The 20,959-nt window shown below is 41.5% G+C and carries 21 protein-coding genes and 1 tRNA gene; 8 read left to right on the top strand and 14 right to left on the bottom strand.

Annotated elements, in window-relative coordinates; translation table 11 throughout:
- Positions 1–10: 10 nt before the first annotated feature.
- Positions 11–1,060 (top strand): tRNA preQ1(34) S-adenosylmethionine ribosyltransferase-isomerase QueA, encoded by a 1,050-nt coding sequence (gene queA, locus G5B30_RS06275; protein WP_165319106.1) that lies wholly within the window; start codon positions 11–13, stop codon positions 1,058–1,060.
- Between the two features lie 148 nt (positions 1,061–1,208).
- Positions 1,209–1,901 (top strand): 2-C-methyl-D-erythritol 4-phosphate cytidylyltransferase, encoded by a 693-nt coding sequence (gene ispD / locus G5B30_RS06270; RefSeq protein WP_206367033.1) that lies wholly within the window; start codon positions 1,209–1,211, stop codon positions 1,899–1,901.
- Here ispD and G5B30_RS06265 read toward each other — a convergent pair.
- The 9 genes from G5B30_RS06265 to G5B30_RS06225 all read right to left on the bottom strand — a co-directional run bounded on the left by G5B30_RS06265 (position 1,898) and on the right by G5B30_RS06225 (position 8,575).
- Positions 1,898–2,050 (bottom strand): lmo0937 family membrane protein, encoded by a 153-nt coding sequence (locus tag G5B30_RS06265; RefSeq protein WP_165319104.1) that lies wholly within the window; start codon positions 2,048–2,050, stop codon positions 1,898–1,900. The two genes, ispD and G5B30_RS06265, sit on opposite strands and share 4 nt — an antisense overlap.
- A gap of 96 nt (positions 2,051–2,146) precedes the next feature.
- The gene (locus G5B30_RS06260; protein WP_165319103.1) at positions 2,147–2,914 is read right to left on the bottom strand and encodes an MBL fold metallo-hydrolase; all 768 of its coding nucleotides are present in this window, start codon (positions 2,912–2,914) and stop codon (positions 2,147–2,149) included.
- Positions 2,915–2,918: 4 nt separating this feature from the next.
- Positions 2,919–3,140, bottom strand: coding sequence for a hypothetical protein (locus tag G5B30_RS06255; RefSeq protein WP_317164327.1), 222 nt, complete (start codon positions 3,138–3,140; stop codon positions 2,919–2,921).
- Positions 3,141–3,187: 47 nt separating this feature from the next.
- Positions 3,188–4,333: a glycosyltransferase gene (locus G5B30_RS06250; RefSeq protein ID WP_165319101.1), complete on the bottom strand. Its 1,146-nt coding sequence runs from the start codon at positions 4,331–4,333 to the stop codon at positions 3,188–3,190.
- 4 nt (positions 4,334–4,337) lie between these two features.
- Positions 4,338–5,288: a glycosyltransferase family 2 protein gene (locus tag G5B30_RS06245; protein WP_165319100.1), complete on the bottom strand. Its 951-nt coding sequence runs from the start codon at positions 5,286–5,288 to the stop codon at positions 4,338–4,340.
- Positions 5,289–5,302: 14 nt separating this feature from the next.
- Positions 5,303–5,881, bottom strand: a complete 579-nt coding sequence (locus tag G5B30_RS06240; RefSeq protein ID WP_165319099.1) for a DUF4199 family protein — start codon at positions 5,879–5,881, stop codon at positions 5,303–5,305.
- 6 nt (positions 5,882–5,887) lie between these two features.
- Positions 5,888–6,556: a hypothetical protein gene (locus tag G5B30_RS06235; RefSeq protein ID WP_165319098.1), complete on the bottom strand. Its 669-nt coding sequence runs from the start codon at positions 6,554–6,556 to the stop codon at positions 5,888–5,890.
- A gap of 4 nt (positions 6,557–6,560) precedes the next feature.
- Positions 6,561–7,829, bottom strand: a complete 1,269-nt coding sequence (locus tag G5B30_RS06230; RefSeq protein WP_165319097.1) for a dihydroorotase — start codon at positions 7,827–7,829, stop codon at positions 6,561–6,563.
- 176 nt (positions 7,830–8,005) lie between these two features.
- Positions 8,006–8,575: a UbiX family flavin prenyltransferase gene (locus G5B30_RS06225; protein WP_165319096.1), complete on the bottom strand. Its 570-nt coding sequence runs from the start codon at positions 8,573–8,575 to the stop codon at positions 8,006–8,008.
- Between the two features lie 332 nt (positions 8,576–8,907).
- On the opposite strand from G5B30_RS06225, the gene G5B30_RS06220 reads away from it, so the two are divergent.
- Positions 8,908–9,561 (top strand): ankyrin repeat domain-containing protein, encoded by a 654-nt coding sequence (locus tag G5B30_RS06220; RefSeq protein ID WP_165319095.1) that lies wholly within the window; start codon positions 8,908–8,910, stop codon positions 9,559–9,561.
- Here G5B30_RS06220 and G5B30_RS06215 read toward each other — a convergent pair.
- Both G5B30_RS06215 and ribD read right to left on the bottom strand, forming a co-directional pair.
- Positions 9,558–10,850: a DUF2851 family protein gene (locus tag G5B30_RS06215; protein WP_165319094.1), complete on the bottom strand. Its 1,293-nt coding sequence runs from the start codon at positions 10,848–10,850 to the stop codon at positions 9,558–9,560. The two genes, G5B30_RS06220 and G5B30_RS06215, sit on opposite strands and share 4 nt — an antisense overlap.
- 63 nt (positions 10,851–10,913) lie before the next feature.
- Complete coding sequence (ribD, locus tag G5B30_RS06210) at positions 10,914–11,969, bottom strand: bifunctional diaminohydroxyphosphoribosylaminopyrimidine deaminase/5-amino-6-(5-phosphoribosylamino)uracil reductase RibD (protein ID WP_165319093.1); 1,056 nt, start codon at positions 11,967–11,969, stop codon at positions 10,914–10,916.
- A gap of 206 nt (positions 11,970–12,175) precedes the next feature.
- On the opposite strand from ribD, the gene prmC reads away from it, so the two are divergent.
- Positions 12,176–13,039, top strand: coding sequence for a peptide chain release factor N(5)-glutamine methyltransferase (prmC, locus tag G5B30_RS06205; protein ID WP_165319092.1), 864 nt, complete (start codon positions 12,176–12,178; stop codon positions 13,037–13,039).
- Positions 13,040–13,169: 130 nt separating this feature from the next.
- A tRNA-Lys gene (locus G5B30_RS06200) sits at positions 13,170–13,242 on the top strand.
- 158 nt (positions 13,243–13,400) lie between these two features.
- On the opposite strand, the gene G5B30_RS06195 is transcribed toward G5B30_RS06200, so the two are convergent.
- Positions 13,401–14,447, bottom strand: a complete 1,047-nt coding sequence (locus G5B30_RS06195; protein ID WP_165319091.1) for a DNA topoisomerase IB — start codon at positions 14,445–14,447, stop codon at positions 13,401–13,403.
- Between the two features lie 59 nt (positions 14,448–14,506).
- A complete protein-coding gene (locus G5B30_RS06190) occupies positions 14,507–14,800 on the bottom strand; it encodes a hypothetical protein (protein ID WP_165319090.1) in 294 nt (97 codons plus the stop codon).
- Positions 14,801–15,054: 254 nt separating this feature from the next.
- Here G5B30_RS06190 and G5B30_RS06185 point away from each other — a divergent pair, with 254 nt between their 5' ends.
- The 3 genes from G5B30_RS06185 (at position 15,055) to G5B30_RS06175 (ending at position 18,681) form a co-directional block, all read left to right on the top strand.
- Positions 15,055–15,933 carry a helix-turn-helix domain-containing protein gene (locus G5B30_RS06185; protein WP_206367031.1) on the top strand — a complete coding sequence of 293 codons (879 nt, stop codon included), beginning with the start codon at positions 15,055–15,057 and terminating at the stop codon, positions 15,931–15,933.
- Between the two features lie 73 nt (positions 15,934–16,006).
- The gene (locus G5B30_RS06180) at positions 16,007–17,353 is read left to right on the top strand and encodes an amidohydrolase (RefSeq protein WP_165319089.1); all 1,347 of its coding nucleotides are present in this window, start codon (positions 16,007–16,009) and stop codon (positions 17,351–17,353) included.
- A 50-nt stretch (positions 17,354–17,403) separates the two neighbouring features.
- Positions 17,404–18,681, top strand: a complete 1,278-nt coding sequence (locus G5B30_RS06175) for an amidohydrolase (RefSeq protein ID WP_165319088.1) — start codon at positions 17,404–17,406, stop codon at positions 18,679–18,681.
- Positions 18,682–18,688: 7 nt separating this feature from the next.
- Here G5B30_RS06175 and G5B30_RS06170 read toward each other — a convergent pair whose 3' ends face one another.
- Complete coding sequence (locus G5B30_RS06170) at positions 18,689–20,875, bottom strand: polysaccharide lyase family 8 super-sandwich domain-containing protein (protein ID WP_165319087.1); 2,187 nt, start codon at positions 20,873–20,875, stop codon at positions 18,689–18,691.
- Positions 20,876–20,959 lie beyond the last annotated feature (84 nt).

Here is a 20,959-nt window from a genome sequence, read left to right as displayed (position 1 = left end):
GGACAGCAAAATGAAATTATCACAATTCAAATTCAACTTACCCGAATCACTATTAGCATCTGAACCTTCAGAACACCGCGACGAGTCTCGCTTAATGGTACTGCATCGCGATTCGGGTAAAATAGAACATAAGATTTTTAAGGATGTCTTGGATTATTTTGATGAAAAGGATGTCATGATCCTGAATAATACCAAGGTATTTCCTGCCCGCATGTACGGCAATAAAGAAAAAACCGGAGCGACGATTGAGGTATTTTTACTGCGTGAATTGAATAGAGAATTGCGTCTGTGGGATGTATTGGTGGATCCTGCACGTAAGATACGCGTAGGTAATAAGTTATATTTTGGGGATGATGATTTGCTAGTGGCCGAAGTGGTCGACAATACCACGTCACGTGGGCGTACCATCCGTTTCTTATTCGACGGCACGGACGAAGAGTTTCGTCGCAATATCGAAATCTTGGGAGAAACACCGTTGCCGAAGTATATTAAGCGTAAAGCTACACCCGAAGATAAATTCCGTTACCAAACGATATATGCAAAAAATGAAGGGGCTGTAGCTGCTCCGACAGCGGGATTGCACTTTTCGAGAGAACTGATGAAGCGGTTGGAATTAAAAGGGGTGGATTTTGCGGAGGTTACTTTACATGTAGGCTTAGGAACTTTTCGGACGGTCGAAGTAGAGGATTTGACAAAGCATAAAATGGATTCGGAGCAATTCGTGATTCCGGAAGAAGCTGCTCGCACAGTGAACAAGGCGATCGATGAAAAAAGACGTGTCTGTGCTGTAGGAACAACTTCTATGCGGGCGATAGAATCTGCCGTATCAGCAGATAGACATCTGAAGGCTGCATCGGATTGGACCAGTAAATTTATCTATCCGCCTTATGAATTCAGTATTGCAAATTCGATGATTACGAATTTTCACACACCTGAATCGACACTGTTGGTGATGATTGCTGCTTTCGCGGGCTATGAAAATGTCATGAATGCCTACGAAGTAGCTGTTAAAGAAAAATACCGCTTCTACAGCTACGGCGATGCGATGTTGATTATTTAATCTGAAAAACGCGTCATTATGAGGAGCCTTAGCGACGTGATAATCTGCGTTTTTCAAATTAACGCATTCATGTCTTTAGATTTCTCCTTTCCCGATACTCGGGATCGTTCGAAATGACGGTAAGGCCAACTATTCAACGCACATGAATATGCTTCATAATATCGTGGTTATAGCGGCGGGTGGTCGAGGTCATCGAATCGAGTCATCCTTACCCAAACAATACCATGTATTAAACGATCGTCCGGTATTGATGCATACGATAACAGCTTTTGGGGAAAGTGCAGACAAAATCATCGTCGTCATACATCCAGAAATGATATCCCTGTGGGAAGAGCAATGTAAGGAATACGATTTTCATATCGCACATGAGCTCGTAGCTGGTGGCCCAACACGATTTGAGAGTGTAAAAAATGGATTAAATTATATCAAGGAGCAATATGCGAATCTATTGACCGACCATACCGCGATTGCAGTACATGATGCAGCACGCCCTTTAGTCGAGCCACGTCTGATCCAACAATCTTTTGATCGCTGTCATCAGGGAGAGGGAAATGTGTTAGGTGTGAAAAGTGTCAACTCGGTACGGATAGGTACACCTCTTTCTTCTCAGACGGTAGACAGAAATGATGTTTGGCTGATACAGACACCGCAGACATTTCCTGCGGAGATCTTAATGCGTGCTTTTGAGCAGGAACAGCAGCCTCATTTTACGGATGAAGCCAGTGTAGTCGAACAAATGGGCTATAATATCTACATTCTGGAAAGTAATCACAGAAACCTTAAGATTACTTATCCCGAAGATTTTATTATAGCCCAAATGTATCTGAACAGCCCCTGTTAGGCATTGCCACGTATGATGCGCAATAGCACCACAATAACGGCAATAACCAAAAGAATATGGATAATACCTCCTGTAGCATATCCTCCCAAGAAACTAATTGCCCATATAATTACTAAAATGACTGCAATTAAATAAAGTATGTTTCCCATAACCTTTAATTTTTAGTTTATACTATTTGTTTTATACATCCTTTGTTAAATAGAACAAAAAGAACGGGAAAAGGTTTTTAAAAAAAAGCAACGACTTTAAGTAATTCCTATCTGTAGCTGGTCATATGCTACAAAAACGCCTTCCGGCAACTTGGATTGAATATATTCGTGTGTACCGAATCGATGACTGATGTGTGTCAAATAAGCAGTCCTTGGACCGACACGTTCGATAAACCGCAAAGCTTCTTCTAAGGTAAAATGAGAGATATGAGGTGCTTCCTGTAAAGCGTTCACGACCAGTACTTCAACACCTTCCAATGCTTCCAAGGAATCTTGAGGCACGGTCTTGGCATCGGTAATATAAGCAAATTTCCCGATCCTAAAGCCCAGAACGGGCATCTTATAGTGGAGCACGTCGAATGGTACAATTTCCTCGTCGAACAATTGAAAGGAATGTAATGCCTGTATTTCAATAAGATCAAGTTGCGGTACTCCGGGATATTTTACGGCTGAGAAAGCATAATAAAATTCACGTTCTAAAGCTTCCAAAGTATCTGCATTGGCAAAAATTGGAAGCGGCTGTTGCTGGGCGTAATTAAATGCCCGTACATCATCTAGTCCCGCGATATGATCTTTATGGGAGTGGGTCATCAGAATAGCATCAAGATGATCTATCCCTTCCCGCAACATCTGGTAACGAAAATCGGGGCCGGTATCAATCACAATATTTTTATTCTCCAACTCAATCATGATGGACGCCCGCAAACGCTTGTCGTGCTTGTCTTTCGATAGACAGACTTCGCATGAACATGCGATCACCGGTACGCCCTGTGATGTTCCCGTTCCTAAAAATCGAATTCTCAAAACATTACCTTTCCTCTTTCAATAACGATTTATAAAATTGTCCTTGTTTTTCGTCCAAATCCTTTATGTTGATTTCAAACTCCCGAATCAACTGGATCAGTGAATTGATCTTGATCTCCAAGGTGGAAAATTTATTCACAACAATCACCTTTGTATGCTGCAATACGCATGCTCCGGTTCTAAAGTTACCTTTTTCATAACGAATCTTGTAACCTATATTTTCCACCAGGGCTTCTATTTTGTCTAAGTTATATTGTGAAATTGATATCAATATTAACCTCCACTATTTTTATCGTTAACAATACTAAAAATTTCGTTGACAAACGTCGTCCAATTGTATTTCCGCTTTTCAGCTTCGATATGACGGACAAAATCCTGCTCCCGCTTCTCATCGTAGAAACGAACTAACGCATCTGCTATCATTCGCGGGTCGGGTTCAACCACAAAGCCCACAACACCGTCTTTTACAATTTCTGGCAATCCGCCTACATTAGTGGCAATCATCGGTAAAGAAAAATGATAGGCCACCTGTGTGATACCCGACTGGGTTGCAGATCGGTACGGCAAGACAACACAATCCGACGCACTAAAATACTGCGCTACCTTATCATTGGGAACAAAATCAGTTTGCAGAATTATCTGGGATTGCAATTCGTACTTATCGATTATGGCTTGATAGTGGGCTGCGCGGTCATAATACTCCCCTACCACTAAAAGTCTAACCCTCATATCCCTGAGCCGAGGATCGTGCATAGCCTCCAACAAAAGATCGAGCCCTTTATATCGACGGATAAACCCAAAAAATAAGATTATTTTTTCATCCGGCGAGAGGTTTAATAATGTCCTGGCTTCAGATTTTTCCAGTTTTTCTCCATAATTATCATACAATGGATGTGGTGTACACCGTGCCGGCATACCCGGAGCAATCTGCTTTAAGTTCTCCAATACCGCTTTGCTCATGGTTATACATCCATCTACTGCGTGAAGGAAGTATCGGGTCAGATTTATATCTCCCCACCTCCTCTCGTGCGGAACGATATTATCCGCAATACAGACAATCTTTGTCTTTTTATTTTTATGTACAATGCGCTGGATAGTTCCCAAACACAACGCAAAGAACGGCATCCAGTACCGTACGATCAAGAGATCATATTCCGCCTTTTTCAACTCTCGTCCAACTTTTATCCAATTGAATGGGTTAATCGAATTGACCTTCGAAAAAATAGACAATCCTACCGGAGCCGGTTCTTCGGTATACTGCGATTTACCGGGAAATAAAACATGGGGATACTGTAACGAAAAGGAATAGATATCGACTTGATGGCCTTGCTCTTGCAGTGCATAAGCCAACCGTTCGTTAAATGATGCAATTCCACCACCACGAAGAGGATGAGCTGAACCAAGGATAACTATTCGCATAAAGCTATATAACTTGTTCTATCTGATAGTTATTTCTTTCTGTGCCGTTTCTGGAGACCAATTCCGCAATAAACCCGGTCAGAAAAAGCTGTGTACCGATGATAACAGCGACAAGGGCAAGATAAAACATAGGCTGATCGGTTACATTGCGATAATCTGTACCTGCAGCGATACTTACCAGTTTATCGCCAATTAGATATATCGTGATAAAGAGACCGATCAAAAAACTGATAACGCCTATGGTGCCAAAAAAATGCATGGGTCGCTTACCAAATTTCCCCACGAAAAAGATCGAAAGCAAATCCAAAAAGCCTTTAATGAACCGCCCAGCGCCAAACTTAGTTGTTCCATATTTTCGTGGATAATGTTGAACAACCTGCTCTTGAATATTCCTAAAACCTGCCCATTTTGCAAGTACCGGAATATAACGATGCATTTCACCATAGACCTCTATACTCTTGACAACCTCTTTTCTATAGGCCTTTAGTCCGCAATTGAAATCGTGTAAATTGTGTATGCCCGACATTTTACGGGTTACGGCATTAAATAGTTTTGTAGGGACCGTTTTCGTTAAAGGGTCGTAACGCTTTTGTTTCCATCCCGACACCAGATCGGCTCCTTGATTTTTTATCCGATTGTATAACTCCGGAATTTCATCAGGGCTGTCCTGAAGATCCGCATCCATCGTAATGACCACATCTCCCTGCGCCGCAACAAATCCGACATTCAGTGCGGCGGATTTCCCATAATTGCGTCTAAATTTAATAGCCGACAGTTGCTCCTGTTCCTTCTTCAGTTGTTGTATCACCGGCCACGAACGATCGTTACTCCCGTCATCCACCAATATAATTTCATACGTGAAGTTATGTTGGTCCATGACACGACGAATCCAAGAAGTCAACTCCGGCAGAGATTCTTCTTCATTATATAAAGGTATGACAACCGAAATATCCATGTGGTGTAAAAATATTAATTATTGACGGCTTTTGGAGAAGCCGAGGTACGAAACAACAACGCTAAAATTAAAGCAAACAGAAAGTTCATTAATAGACTGATGAAAATCGGTGCAACCGTATTTCGGAAGGAGAAATCGCTCAGTGCAAACTCTTTATCCAATTCGATAACTTCCAACTGTTCGTCTATCTCCTCTTCCGATGCACCTTTACCTTCCATATCGATAATCTTCAAATTCATCAGGTTGTGATAGCTTTCCTCCACCACCATCTTATCCACATTTTTCTGGAATATAGTAATCCCCAAAGAACCCACGATAATACTACAAGCCAAAAATATATAGATACTTTTTAAGGCATGGCTGAAGCTCCATAACACACCGTACTTTCGACTAAGAAGATAAACAAACAGAACCGGAATAACGATCGATCCGACTATTTTCAATAGCGTACTTACCATAAAAAGACTCGAATAGCTATCGGCCGAACGGGTGTAATATAGTGCTACAATAGACAATGCGACAGATAGGACTCCAGCGACGGCTCCGTAAATCAATCCGTCTCTTTTTTCGCTTTTGCTTAATTCAGTCGTCATAAGTTATTATGCATTAAAATTTACAATCAGCTTGTATACAGCAGTTTGAAAAGATTTATTTGTAGCAAAACTTGCATATTCATCGATCTGAGCATCTTGAGGATGGGGTTCGTAGAAAAAACTAATCAAAGGATAGAATAGCTCATAAAGCTCATCATCAGCCGGAAGAGATTTCGCCACCTTCGCTATTTCCGAAAAATCACTTTCTACCAATATCTGATTGGAAATGACTTTTTCATAAATTGTATACTCATCCTGAAATTCATCCTCTTCCACCAGTAAGAATTCTTTTAGATAATCATCCAAAGACGGTTGCACATCTTCATCGCGGCATTCTTTAAGATACAAAAACACATTCAGTAGCTCTGTACCTCTATCTAACGTCTCCTCTTCGATACTTTCCCATTCTTCCGACTCCAAATAGTCCTCTTCGAGTTTCTGTACATCTTCCGCGAAGAAGTTTATCATGAGTAAGTCGAAACTGATTTCTCTCAATTCTTCAAATCGAGGATAGTCATCAAATATACGATCAAACTGTGCGACCTTATCCAAAAAAGAAACTTCACTATCAAATACCGCATATAGCTCAGATAAAAAGTCTTCTTTTTCTTGCCCCTCGAAAGCTGCATATGTGCTTACTGCCGCATATATTGCATTTTTTACTTTAACATCCATAATATTATTGATTGATATTAAGCCTGTTATTATTATAAACCAAAACTACCTTGCCAGTCAACTCTTGATTAAACAAGGGGTTATTTTGACCTTTAGATTTATTGGACTGTTTATTCAATGTCCATTTCTCCTCAGTATTAAAGACGACCAAATTAGCCTTCTCGCCGATTTCGAAAGTCGGCACCTGTAATCCGACAATCTCCCTTGGATGTATAGCCAATTTATCGACGATTTGTTCTTCGGAAAGACCAGCTTTTAACAACATCGGCAAAACAGTCTGCAAACCTGTTATACCCGGTTTAGCGATATGAAACTCTACATTTTTAAATTCTATCTCGTGAGGTGTATGTTGTGATACTACGGCATCCACAACACCATCCCGGATTCCTTTCAACAACGCTTTGCTATCACGCTTTGTCCGCAGCGGCGGACTTACCTTATAGTTGGAATCAAAACCTTCTAAATCCTCATCCGAGAACAACAAATGGTGTGCCGCTACATCGCAGGTCACTTTCAACCCCTTTACTTTGGCCCTTTTTATCAGTTCTAATGACTCCGCTGTAGAAATAGTTGTAAAGTGTATGGATGCTTCATTATATTCGGCCAGGTACAAATCTCTTGAAACCATCAAAGATTCCGCCAGATTAGGTATACCTTTCATACCCAAATAGGTACTCACGATCCCTTCATTAATCTGATTACCCTCGGCAATTGATTCATCCTGGGCGAAAGAGATGATCAACCCATCAAAACCTTTCGCATACCGCAATGCTCTTCCCATCAGCCCGGCTTGCTGCATGCTGTGGGTGCCATCTGAAAAAGCAATAGCACCACTCTGTTTCATATCATACAATTCGGCCAATTCTTTCCCTTCCCGTTTTTTGCTTATGGTACCAACGGGATATACATCCACTAAATTTCCTTTAGCCGCATTGACTAATAAGGACACTTCCGATCGGCTGTGCAAAGGTGGGTTTGTATTGGGATGGACGGCAATACCTGTAAATCCCCCAGCTTGTGCTGCTGCAGTACCCGTTTGTAGATCTTCTTTCGTCTCATAACCGGGTTCACCGATATTCACATTCAGATCGAAAAATCCTGGACATACAACTGCACCTTTAGCATCAATTACTTGTGCACCCTTATCCCCATTTTTTATTTTCTTACTTATATCTGCAATTACCCCATTTTTTATCAAAATGTCAACAGCTTGCCGATGGAGCTTATGAGAAGCATGTATTAGCGTGGCGGAAGTAATTAAGATTGAGCTCATGTGTCAGATTATAAAGAATAATATTGTCATTAACTGATTGATCGTCATATAAACAAAAAGGGCATACGTTAGTATAGCCCTACTGTAATTTCTTTGTATAACATAAAGTATGTTGATAGCTTCATTAAGAAACAAATGTACGAAAAGCTTGCAAATTTGTTATATATTAAATATGCTTAATTTGTTGTCCCACCCCATCTGTAGGATTTTACATGAAGGCCAGCCAAATCCAGTATACGGTCGACCACCGTCGCTGCCATTTCTTCCATACTAGCCGGCTGACTATAAAATGAAGGACTCGCGGGGCATATCACTGCCCCTGCTTGGGTTGCTGTCGACATATTCTGGATATGAATGAGGTTTAACGGTGTTTCGCGTGTGACCAAAATCAACCTTCGTCGTTCTTTCAACATGACATCAGCCGCGCGGGTTGTCAAATCAGAAGATATACCTTGGGCAATACGCGCCAACGTGCCCATGGAACACGGACATACGATCATCGTATCAAAGTTTGCCGAACCGGAAGCGAAAGGCGCCATAAAATCATTCTTCGCATAAAATGTAAAAGGATAAGTTTGATAACTATCATCCTGAAGTTCGAACCGCCAGACATCTTTGGCGTTGTCCGACATCACCACGCCCACCTCCTCTATTTGTTCACTTAAGTTTGCCAGTTTATCCAATAGCACTTTGGCATAAATAGAACCCGAAGCCCCCGTGATCGCAATGACAATTTTCTTCCTCATACAGCAAAAATAATAAAAAAGGGCCGAATAAGACTTATTCGACCCTACATCTACCTATGAAAAACATGCCCTTGGGGAGGGCTTTTACAAATGTACAAACAATATTTTGGTTTTCAAGGGATTGTCAAATTAGCTGTGCCTAATAAGTAATTTTTGTAGTAGAAATACTACAAAACAATTAACTCCCTCGCTATCGGTTAAACATTTTGTTAAACATTTAATCCGCCGTACGGCGCGTAAAATAATTAACAACAGGCATATTTACTAACATTTCACACGCATTAGACAAATTTTTCTTTAATTCGAACATACAAATTTAAGAATACACATCCATGAGCTTGACGGTTTTAGAGGAATATATCGAGACGGGCAATTTTCAAGACCTGGAATTGCTATTGTGTAAGGATCCCGATTTAGTACACCAGAATACCAGCCATGATATTTCCCCTTTATTACTGGCATGTTATTACCACAAACAGCAGATTATTCAAGTCTTACTTAAATATATCAAGACGATCACGATCCATGAAGCTTGTGCGACGGGTCTTACCCAGCAGGTGCAGAACATGATTGAACAACAGCCTGACATCGTCAATGAGGTATCCCCGCATGGGTTCACACCACTTGGTATAGCTGCACATTTTAATCGGGAGGATATTGTACGACTTCTGCTCCTGCATCATGCCGACCCAAACATCAGCTCCCAAAACGGCTATAATTCTTTTCCTTTGCACGCAGCATTAAGTAATAATAATAGTAACATCAGCAAAATGCTTCTGGAGGGTGGTGCTCAGGTCAATGTTGTACAAAATGGTCGCATCACACCGCTACATCTGGCGGCGCAGCATGGCAATATAGATATGATTATTCTACTGCTTGAGCAAGGAGCAGATGTTTCGGCTATTACCGAGTTCGGTGCCAGTGCTTCAGACCTAGCAGCAGAAAAAGGCTTTCACGAAATTGCCGAGATATTAAAAGTAGGCTAGCCTCTTTTCAAGATCGCATGTCCCACCGCACACGATAAACATTCACGCCGGTCACAATACTCCTTTTTGAGATGAAGAAGAGCTTGTGAGTCCGCAGCATTTTCATTCTGCCATCCTAATCTTTCAAAGGTCTTTGTTATGGCATTTCTTTCTTCAGGCAGCTGCAATAGCCAACTTATAGCTTTGTGTCTACACGATTCATCATCTAACACCACACCATAATGGAATAATGCAGGAGCAAAACAGTTGACAAAAAGATGAGCTATGAACCTATCACTGAAACGTACCGGATGGGGTGCCGTCATCGCGCCAAATCGAAAATGATTTTGCCAATAGCTATCCGGTTGGACTCCTTTCAACAGATGCATGATATCTTTCACATTTTCAATCTCTCGGATTTTATCAAACCAATACATTTCATGTGCACACAACGCGGCAAACTGCGCTAATCGAAAAGTCGGGAAGTTATATGGGCGCATCCGATGAAATTTCCAAGATACCTCTGACATACTTGTCAGGTGGTGAAGCTGCCGCAAATAACGAAACTCCTTGTTCAATAATGCGGTATACGAATCAGACACTTCCGAAGTAGACGGTAATAATCCCGAAACACCGAACAGCAGCGCCGCCAACTTTGTGGGTTCTGCTCGATATTTCAAAAGCAGGGTCAGATCGAGCTGCTTTGTCAATGTTTCAAATGCATGAGCATTTACCTGCATACCAAATGCGCGGCCAAGTAACGTTATCAGCGTACTTTGCCAGTGCCCTGCTCCCGTCGAAAGCAATTTCTTTACGCGCTCACCTTTACGTTCCAAACGCTCAATAAGCATTCTCTCCCTCCACAATGCCAACGAAATATCGCTTACCTTACCCCATGCTTGATTTTCACAAGGTATCTGCGCCATATTGTTCATGAGATTGGCGTACCTCACTATCACTGCTTCCTGTACACGGCCTCGAAGCTCTACTGTGGGAAGAATAGTGCCGTCACGACGTATCGCTTCGGCATCGTATTCCCAAACAACATGTAAAATCGTACTATTATATCGATTATCCAGATGATGTTTATGTTGCCTCCATGCCTTTGCCCGGGTATGGATTTCCACATGTCCCGACCATAATGTATCGCCGATCTGCACCTTCGCAAATTCGAAGTCTGGGCCAGCATTGTTATTATATTGCCCAGGATCGATGATACGCACAGGAGTGCCGCATACAGTCGTTATATCGAACTGATTAAATAATCGGTATTGCCAGATGAAATGCAATAATACTTCTGGAATAATCACATCACAAAGATATGAATTAAATCATAAGTTAATAAAATAGAGAAACAAAATTAACTAACAAGGTTATATTTTGGTATATGTATGTAAAATATCAGAAGATACCTTTTCCTTTTTTTTCAACTTTCTCGAGGTCAAAACAGGTGCGCGTAATCCGACACCCCATTCTGCTTGTGTAGTAAAGACCCGGGCTTCGTCCCATAAGCCTGCATCGATAAATAATTGTAACGTCTTCGCACCTCCCTCCACAATAAGTGATTGGATGTCCATCAGGTAAAGTTGATAGAGAATAGTCTGCGGGAGGTAGAGATCAAAATTTTCCAATGCAATATATCGGATATGATTTTGTCCTTCGTCTTTTAACGCATTGAATACGAATACATCTACACCATCCTGTGCAAAAATGGCATGATCGGCAGACACTTCGAGGTTTTTATCAATCAATATGCGCTTCGGTGACTTTCCATTCCACATGCGGGTCGTCAATGCCGGATTATCTATTATCGCCGTATTCTTTCCGATCAGGATTGCATCTTCTTCACTTCTCCACTTGTGGACCAATTGCTTACTTGCTTTGTTGGTAATCCATCTTTGCTCGGGTTGGCTGGAAGCAAAATAACCATCGCCCGTTTCCGCCCATTTCAAGATCACGTAAGGTCTTTGCTGCTTGATTCGGGTAAAAAACCTGCGGTTTATATCACGGCACGCTTCTTCCAATATGCCGACGACGACATCGACACTCCCTTCTTTTAATTTCTGAATCCCGAGACCATTTACTTTGGCAAAGGTATCCAGACAGCCTATCACAACTTTCTGCACCCCCATAGATACCAGCATATCGGCACAGGGAGGGGTTTTCCCGTAATGGGCACAGGGCTCTAATGACACATACACCGTAGCTTTCGTTAACAATGCCTTTCCTTCCATTTCACCATAACGACGCAATACATCCTGTATGGCATTTACCTCTGCGTGAGGACCTCCATAGGGAGAAGTAAGCCCCTCTCCGAGCACCTCATCGTCCAAAACGATCACTGCACCAACCATAGGATTGGGGCTCACTGTACTTTGACCTAACAGGGCAAGATCGAGGCACCGTTGCATATATTGATCGTGATTCACTCGACAAACTTAGAGAAAATGCTTTGCATTCACGAATGCCTTTTAGCATAAACAGTCTATGAGTAATTATTTTTATATGCAATGTGGTTCAATTCATATAAAAAGAATTGATCGTTCTCTCCTCTACCTTTGAAAGCTTAATTTGTAGAGGAAAACTTAAGAAATAAATAGTTAAACAGCCGCGAGAATATTGTAAGTTTGTGGACATGATGACATTTGCTGATATCGCAGAACATTATCAAAAAGGGCTTGCGAATTTGTATCCGGCGGAAGAAGCAAAAGCATTATTTCATATCGCCTTAGAAAAAATTGCGGCGCTGTCTTTTACGAACTACAGTCTTTTCAAAAATGAAGCGGCCGACGACGCTATTGCTACGAGAATGCTCCATATTTTGGAAAAACTGACGACCGGCCAGCCTATTCAGCAGATTTTGGGAGAAGCTCATTTTTATGGCTTGACCTTTCGCGTCTCTGAATACACTTTAATTCCGCGATCTGAAACAGAAGAGCTGGTGCACCTTATTTTGGAAAACCATCAAGGGAGAAGCGACATGCATGTGATAGACATCGGTACGGGTAGTGGATGTATCGCATTGACGCTTGCTAAAAAAATGCACCAGGCACATGTTTGGGCGATGGATGTTTCACCCGAAGCGTTAGCCGTCGCCAAAATCAATGCAAAAGAATTCCAACAGCATATTCACTTCATTCTCGGTGACATCTTGGAGTGGGATGTAATATTTGATCCGAACCAACTGTTTGACATCATCGTCAGTAATCCGCCTTATATCACCCCCCAAGAAAAGTCCGGCATGCATTCGAATGTCCTCGATTTTGAACCGGCACAGGCTTTATTTGTCCCCGAAGAGGCTCCTCTCCTTTTCTACGATTATATTGCCGATTTCGCATTAACTCATCTCAAACCGGATGGATGCCTATATTTTGAGATCAACCAATATCTCGGTCGGGAGACGGTAGAGCTGTTGAAAAAGAAAGGATTTCATCAAGTTACTTTATTCAAAGATATCTCCGGTGCGGATCGTATGATAGCGGCCAAACAAAATTATTAGTTTTCTAAACTGAAAGACAAAGAGTTATTGCCAAGGGATAAAAATATATGTAGAAAGATTTGGCATGAATGCCTGTTTTTTCTACCTTTGCAGCACTTCAAACGACGAAGGTAATTCGTTTAAGAATTAAGATTCCGTAGCTCAGCTGGTAGAGCAATACACTTTTAATGTATGGGTCCTGGGTTCGAATCCCAGCGGGATCACAAATAAAAGCAACTTCCAAAAGGGTTGCTTTTTTTGTTGGCTGGGATGAGAACCCAAGGGTTCGAATCGAAGAAGGTTTAAGGTTGAATGCGGGACTGCGGGGCTGAACCAATCCCAGCGGGATCACAAAACAAAAGCTCAATCGGAAGATTGGGCTTTACTTTTTTCTTTTCACCGCCTTTAAGAATTGAATTAATACCGCCTCATCATTTCTCAGCGCTTTCTTTTCATCTTTCTCTGTAATCGCAATCCGCTTTAAATAACGCTGTAAATTGCCATCCTCAAAAGCTTCCAGTAAAATCGGGTATACATAAGCGCTCTTACAAACCGCGCGTGTGTTCCCCAATTTAGCGGCTACACAATCTAAGGCCTCAACAACCAATTTCTTTGCCGACATTTCCGGATTTTCTTTCGTGCAGATTGCTAATTGCCGCATAGCTTCTAAAGTTCCACCCCAAGTCCGAAAGTCTTTTGCCGTAAAATCATCGTTGGTAATTTCACGAATGTATTGATTAATCATGCCTGATTCTATCGCTCTTCTTTCGTTTTCCTCGGTATAGAACTGGAACAGTTCCTGACCGGGGATATCCTTGCATTTTTTAACGAGTCTGGTTAGTCGTTTATCGGTTAACTTTACCTCCTGTTTTACGCCTTTCTTCCCTACAAAGCATAGGTAAGCTGCCTTGTCTTTCTCTTTAAAGTGTTTGTCTTTTAATGTGCTGAGTCCATAGCTATTGTAGATTTTTTCATAAGCTGAACTTCCAATTCGAATTAATGTCTCCTGCAAGACCTTGACACAGATAGCAAGCACCTTTCTTTCATCTAGTTCTCTTCGCCGCAAATCCTTTTCCACTTGTTTTCGCGCACTCGGCAATGCTTGGCCAAACTCCAGTAACCTAAAATATTTTTCTTGAGAACGTCGTTTTACCCAATCGGGGTGATAACGGTACTGCTTTCGGCCTGCTGCATCAATTCCGACAGCCTGTAAATAGCCATTTCTTTTGGGAGAAATCCACACATTTTTCCAAGCTGGAGGTAATACAAGTGATTGGATACGTTCGAGTTCGGATTCAGCGGTTATGTTATTTCCCTTGTCATCCTCGTAATTAAATTTTCCAGGCGTACCCTTCCGATAAATCCCGCCTTTTTCGGGACTCACATAGACTAAATGACTATCCGCTATAATTTCGGCCGTGTTCACCATAATTTATATTTATGGCAACAACAAAGGACGGATAAAATAGTTTGAGCAACGACATAGCATTAAGCAACCTGAAAATTCCGCTGCTCCATAATCGATGCATAGACCTCGTCCATAAACAAAAGGGTATCCAAATTCTTGTTGTATTTACTTTCCTCAAACAAGAGGCTATACGTATTTTGACTTTTGAGTGATACAAAATTAAACCTGTGGAGCTGCAACCACTTTGGGAGCGGCTGTTTGTCATCTACATGACACTCTATCGTCTGTAGTTTTCCACTAAGCTGAATACTATAATTTACTTTCAACGACGTCGCCCGGCTTGCGGGATAATTAACAATAACAAATTTTTCCATAATAAATCCAAAAGACGCGCCTTAAAATAAGCGTATATATCACTTCCGTAAAGAAATTGGAGCTCTTTTAAGGGGGTATTCCCAAATATACTCTTTTAAATCCGTATTTCCAAGTTATAACCTGAAAACAAGCTATTTAAGATCAATAGTTACCGTTTGGCCAACCGTATTTTCTATTAGCACGAAAGAGTTGGGAAAAACTAAAAAAAATATAATACAAATAGTTTAAACCATACATTTGTATTATAAATATTATGATGCAGATACCTCTATCATATGATTCCGTCCCCATTATGAGTATCCAGGAGTTCCGAAAAGGACAGTTGGAAGGTCGTACAGAAATCTTGTTCAACAAATTGGATGGAGAAAGACATATCGATGAATCCCACAAGCACGATTTTTTTGTAATCATTCTCTTTGACCGGGCTTCGGGCGCACATAATATTGATTCGCAAGATTATATCATAAGAGACCGTGAAGTACATGTTCTGTTTCCGGGACAAATGCACAAATGGAATATCCATGCAGGAACCATCGGCTATCAACTCATGGTCGAGCGGACTTTTTTTGAGCAATTTGCTCCATACTTTCGATTCTCCTTTACCAATTATCAAAACAATCCGGTCATCAAACTGACAGATCATGCTTTTTCAATGCTCAAACATGAATTTACAGCGATTAAGGAAGAACTGAAAGCACCTGATTCCCTGATCGATCTAATCCATGCACGCGCAGCTGTTATTGCTGCTACAGTCAGTAAACAGGCTGCAAATCTTTTCAATGAATTTAAGGTATATCAGTCTAACCCAAGACTGGCAAGGTTTAATATGCTGATCGATGAATTTTATAAAGAGCAGAAATCGGTTTCATTTTATGCGGAAAAACTACATATCTCTGCCAATTATCTCAATGTATTATGTAAAAAAGATCTAAAAGTATCTGCCAATCAACTTATTCATCAAAGAGTAACTATTGAAGCCAAGAGATTGCTGCAAAGCGGTAATCTGACTATAAAGGAAACCGCCTATGAGCTGGGCTTTTCCGACCACGCTTATTTTTCCAACTTTTTTAAAGCACAGACTGGTATAACGCCTACCGAATTTCGTAAAAAAGATAAATCTTACAAGCATTAGTTGTTTTTACAACAGCATGTCCGTTTTTTTATCACGTACTTTGTATCTATAAGTATTTATAGAACAAAAGCATATGAGTAATCATCACCTATCAAGAAAAAAATTTCTAAAGAAATCTGCATGGGGTGTAGCCGGATTTTCACTATCGCCCGGAATGCTCTCTTCCATGGACAGCAGGCAGAAGCCAGCACTTGAAAACGAAATGAAGAAAATAGAAAGTTCCATATCCTACACGCTGAAAAATGTCCGTTTGGAAACAGGATTTGAATATGACGGAGAGGAAATTATCGGTACAAAAACAGAGCTATTTACCATTGAGGTAGCTGATGGAAAAATCAAACAGATACGTCCCAATCAACCGCTATCAGATGCCATTGATGCCAAAGGATTATTGATGCTGCCATCGTTTAGAGATATGCATATCCATTTGGACAAGACTTTGTACGCCGATAAGTGGCGAGCTGTACGTCGCTCGGGCGGAATCAAAGGCATGATTGAACTGGAGCAAAGGACGCTACCGGACATGCTGAAAAACTCAACGTACAAAGCCGAAAAACTAATCGAATTGCTACAATCCTATGGAACAGGATTCGCTCGAAGCCACGTTAATATCGAACCAACATCTAAATTGGATTCGCTGAAAAACTTAGAGATTGCTTTAGCCAATAAAAAAGACAGCTTCGGTGCCGAACTCGTTGCCTTTCCGCAACATGGCTTATATTACACCGATTCGCTTCCCTACATGAAAGAAGCGGCAACAATGAACATTGATTTCATCGGTGCCCTGGATCCTACCAATGTGGACGGCTCAATTGAAAGGACAATGGATACAACTGTTCAGCTGGCATTGGATCACGATAAAGGGATCGATATCCACCTGCATGAATCAGGAAAATCAGGTCATGATACCATTGATTATTTAATCAAAAAAGTAAACGAGAATCCTGTATTAAAAGGTAAAACATTTGTCAGTCATTCATTTGCGCTGGCAACTTTAAGCCAGTCACAACAAGAAGCCTTTGCAGAACGGCTGGCTGCTGCTCAAATCGGCATTGTTTCCACTATACCGTTTGGTAGATTAATTATGCCGATTCCAACTTTGTTACAACATGGTGTAAATGTGATGACGGGAAATGACAGTATTGTAGATTATTGGAGTACAATGGGAACCGGAAGCGTTTTGCAAAAAGCAAATCTGGCAGCACAATTATACGGACATACCTCTGAATTTGGCTTATCCAGACTATTAAAACTTGCAACAGCAGGCCCCATTCCTTTGGATGACAAAGGTGTTCAGCAATGGCCAAAAAACGGTGACGATGCCAATTTCGTATTGGTTGAAGCAAGTTGTTCTGCAGAAGCGGTTTCAAGAATGTCACCCGTTCGTTCGTTGATTTACAAAGGGAAAGTGGTTTATTAATGTTACGAATAGATAAAGAAAATGCAGCTATCATTAAACTATAAAATCCGATGCAAAATAATTATTCAGCACCTGTAAAAGGTCATTACACCTTAAAAAACGTGCGACTGGAAACAGGCTTTATCGAAGATGAAACCGGAGTTACAGGAACGAAAGCCGATTTGTTTTGCGTTGAAATCAAAGACGGAAAAATCGCAAAGGTAAGTGCAAATAATCCGCAATCAGCCGATGCTATCGACGCAAAAGGCTTGTTGATGTTACCTGCTTTCAGGGATATGCATGTGCATCTGGATAAAACCTTGTATGGCCTACCTTGGCAGGCGCTTTCACCAAAACGCAGAACTGTGGAGGATATGATTGCCTATGAACAAGAAATCATTCCTGAGTTATTAAAAACTTCGGTAGAGCGTGCAGAGCAATTGATTGACCTATTGTTAAATTATGGGACGACTTTTGCGCGAACACATTTTAATGTCGATACGACTTCTGGACTTCGCTCGCTAGAAAACCTGGAAAAAGCATTGGAAAACAAAAAGGAAACGTTCCGCGCAGAATTGGTTGCATTCCCGCAACACGGCTTATATTATACCGATTCGCCCCCCCTGATGAAAGATGCTGCTCAATTGGACTGTGTAGCCTTTGTGGGGGGATTGGATCCTTACAGCATTGATAAAAACATTGAAAAAACCATTGATTTTACGGTTCAGCTGGCAATAGATAACCAAAAAGGAATTGATATCCATCTGCATGATGGTGGAAAAGAAGGTATACGCACCATCGAATATTTAATCGGGCAAACTTTAAAAAACCCACAACTGCAAGGCAAAACTTATGTAAGTCATGCTTTTGCATTGGCACAGCTTTCAACGAAAGAAGAACAGGAAATTGCAGAGAAATTAGCCGAAGCCAAAGTGGGAATCGTATCCTCTATTCCTTTCAGAAATAAAATGGCCATGCCGATTCCTACACTGGTAAAACACGGTGTTGAAGTATTGATTGGAAATGACAATATACAGGATTACTGGAGTACTTTCGGGACGGGAAATATGCTTCAAAAAGCCAACCTGATTGCCGAATTGTACGGTTGGGAAACCGAATTCGAGTTGTCAAGAACACTGAAGTTTGCAACAAAAAACCTTGTTCCTTTAGATGATACGGGCGTTCAGCAATGGCCTAAAGCAGGCGATGAGGCTGATATTATATTGGTAAATGCAAATTGTTCTGCGGAAGCAGTAGCCCGAATGGCTCAAACTATCGCTTTAGCTCATAAAGGGAATCTGTATTGGAAAACCGATAAGATGAATCCATATTTTCAAATTATCGCTTGAAAACAAGCTATTTAAGATCGATAGCCACAGTTTGACCAGCATAGGGTTTTGCCGGAAGGTCTACCGCATATACTTGGGATAGACCTCTGTCTATGCTTACCGTAATATGAATACGGTTGTATTGCTGCGTCGGATCGGCTACGTGCAGTTGGTAGTTATCTTTGGATAATTTCTTAATCATGACGATTGCAGGAATATCGGTCGATACGTGCAACTGTTTGTCGATATAAGGAATATCTTTTTCATAAAACACCATCTGCCATATCTTCAGGTTACGATGAAAGACGGCCTGGAGCTTGTCCGTGTTCATCCTAATCGAGATATTGTTTTTAATACGATATTTTTGCAACGCCTCTGCTGTATGTATGTCAGGCACTATAATATAAGCATAGGATGCATCAAACGGCTTCTCGCCGTGCTCCAGCGTTAATTGGAAGACCGATTTATTTTCAACCCTCTTGTAAGACTTATCTCCGCCCCTTATCGTCGACCAATCACTTTTCCTCTCGTCGACTTTTAATTCGGCGACACCTTGATGCGGAAACAGATAAGCTACACCCCCATGGATTAGCCAGTTTAAATCGTTGTCATAAACCTTGTGCATATTTTTGTGGACATGCATCTGTTTTTTTGACCCTCCGATAAATATACCCTCGTCGTCATAGATACACTGATTCACCGTCGTACTGACCCTGTAGGGTAGTGTCGAGCGGATACCTGCACCGAGGCAGACGGTCTCCTCATCAAACATAAACCACGATTTTTTCGAAGAGGTATTTAAATCCTCATGGACAACATACGCCGACACCCCATACAAGGAATCCGAAACGCCGCCGGAAAAAGCATCTGTACCCCACCTGTCCCCTTCGCCCGGCGCTTTATTCTCCAGCATAGGAACCGTGTCAGGCAGCGTACTCCCGGGGAGCTTTGCCCAGTCCCATACCGGAAAGATATTATCATATTCATCACCCTTTAACAGCAGATTGACCGTTCCCTGCGCACCCCAATAACCGCGTAGGTTCTCCATATTTCCGATTTCCTGCGCATGGTTTCTGCTGGAGACGGCATGGATGGACAAATAATACGACGGTCGGCGATGAACCGTAAAATCGGTACTCCAATAGACACGATGTAAAGGTTGTACCGCATGCGACAACTGCACCTCACCGGTCATACGTTGACGTATAATTTCATACGAACCCGCTGCTTTGGGATCAATACGTTGTAACGCACGAAGGAGTTTATTGAGGTTCATTCGTGTGGCATTCGTGCGGGATATGCCTCTACCCAGCACATTCCAATCCATCCAGGGGCCTCGCATAACCCCGAATATAGATTCAAGAACAAACTTTCGAAATAAATCAAGCTGCGCCCCGTGAAGTGCATAAGGTGTCTCATAAAGGTAATTGGCCGATTTGACGACACTATTGACAAAAACAATACCGTATGCGCCATTATACAAATAACCGTAGTGCATGTCGTAGGACAGGTCATGCTGTATACCTTCACCTGTTGTATAAGAAATCGGTGCAAACACTTCACGGACACCTATTTCAAGCATGGTGCGATTTTTTGTCAACGCACCTATATAAATCCATCCCATAGCAATCTCGGCTTTATTCGCACCAAAATTATATTTGTGCATCGGGTTGTTCCGCCCGTTACTGGTTACCGCAGTGTCCCTACAAATAACATCCAAGGTACTTTTTCGAACGGTCTCGTCTAAGGGATGATGTCCAAATTCCATATTAATCATACTGAGTGCCAGTTTCTGGGGTCTTGTAATCCCTTGTTGAAACCAGTTGTCACAATAAGGAATAGGATCGTGATTCGAAAAATAGGACAGACTTTGGTTGATGGCTTTCCACAGCGTGGGGTCACCATAATACCGACTCTGCGGATGCGAGTACGCCACCGTCAGCTTTCGCATTTTTTCAAGTATCGGTTGCCAACTGGGATTAATACGCTTATGATCGAAATAGTCAACCCCTTTCCATCGCCCATTTTCTGTATCCAGCTCGGACAAGTTTTGGCTGACCGCCTTATCCAGTGCTGCCACATCTGTCACTTGATCTAATTGTTCCAGATGTATCCGCCGCAATATCGTATCAAAAATTTCAGGAGATAAGCTATAACTGTAAGAAGGCACGGAAATCATCCCAAAGAGGACAATAAGGGTTAGCGTAAATTTCATAAAATATGTTATAAAGGAACACGTCATATTCGAGATTATGAAGATAACAAATGCATATTAAACATTCATCAGAACAGGCTTCTT

The sequence above is a fragment of the Sphingobacterium sp. SGG-5 genome (genome assembly GCF_011043525.1).
GTDB lineage: Bacteria > Bacteroidota > Bacteroidia > Sphingobacteriales > Sphingobacteriaceae > Sphingobacterium.
The sequence above is the reverse complement of the archived record's forward strand: the minus strand, read 5'-3'. Positions and strand labels throughout refer to the sequence as shown.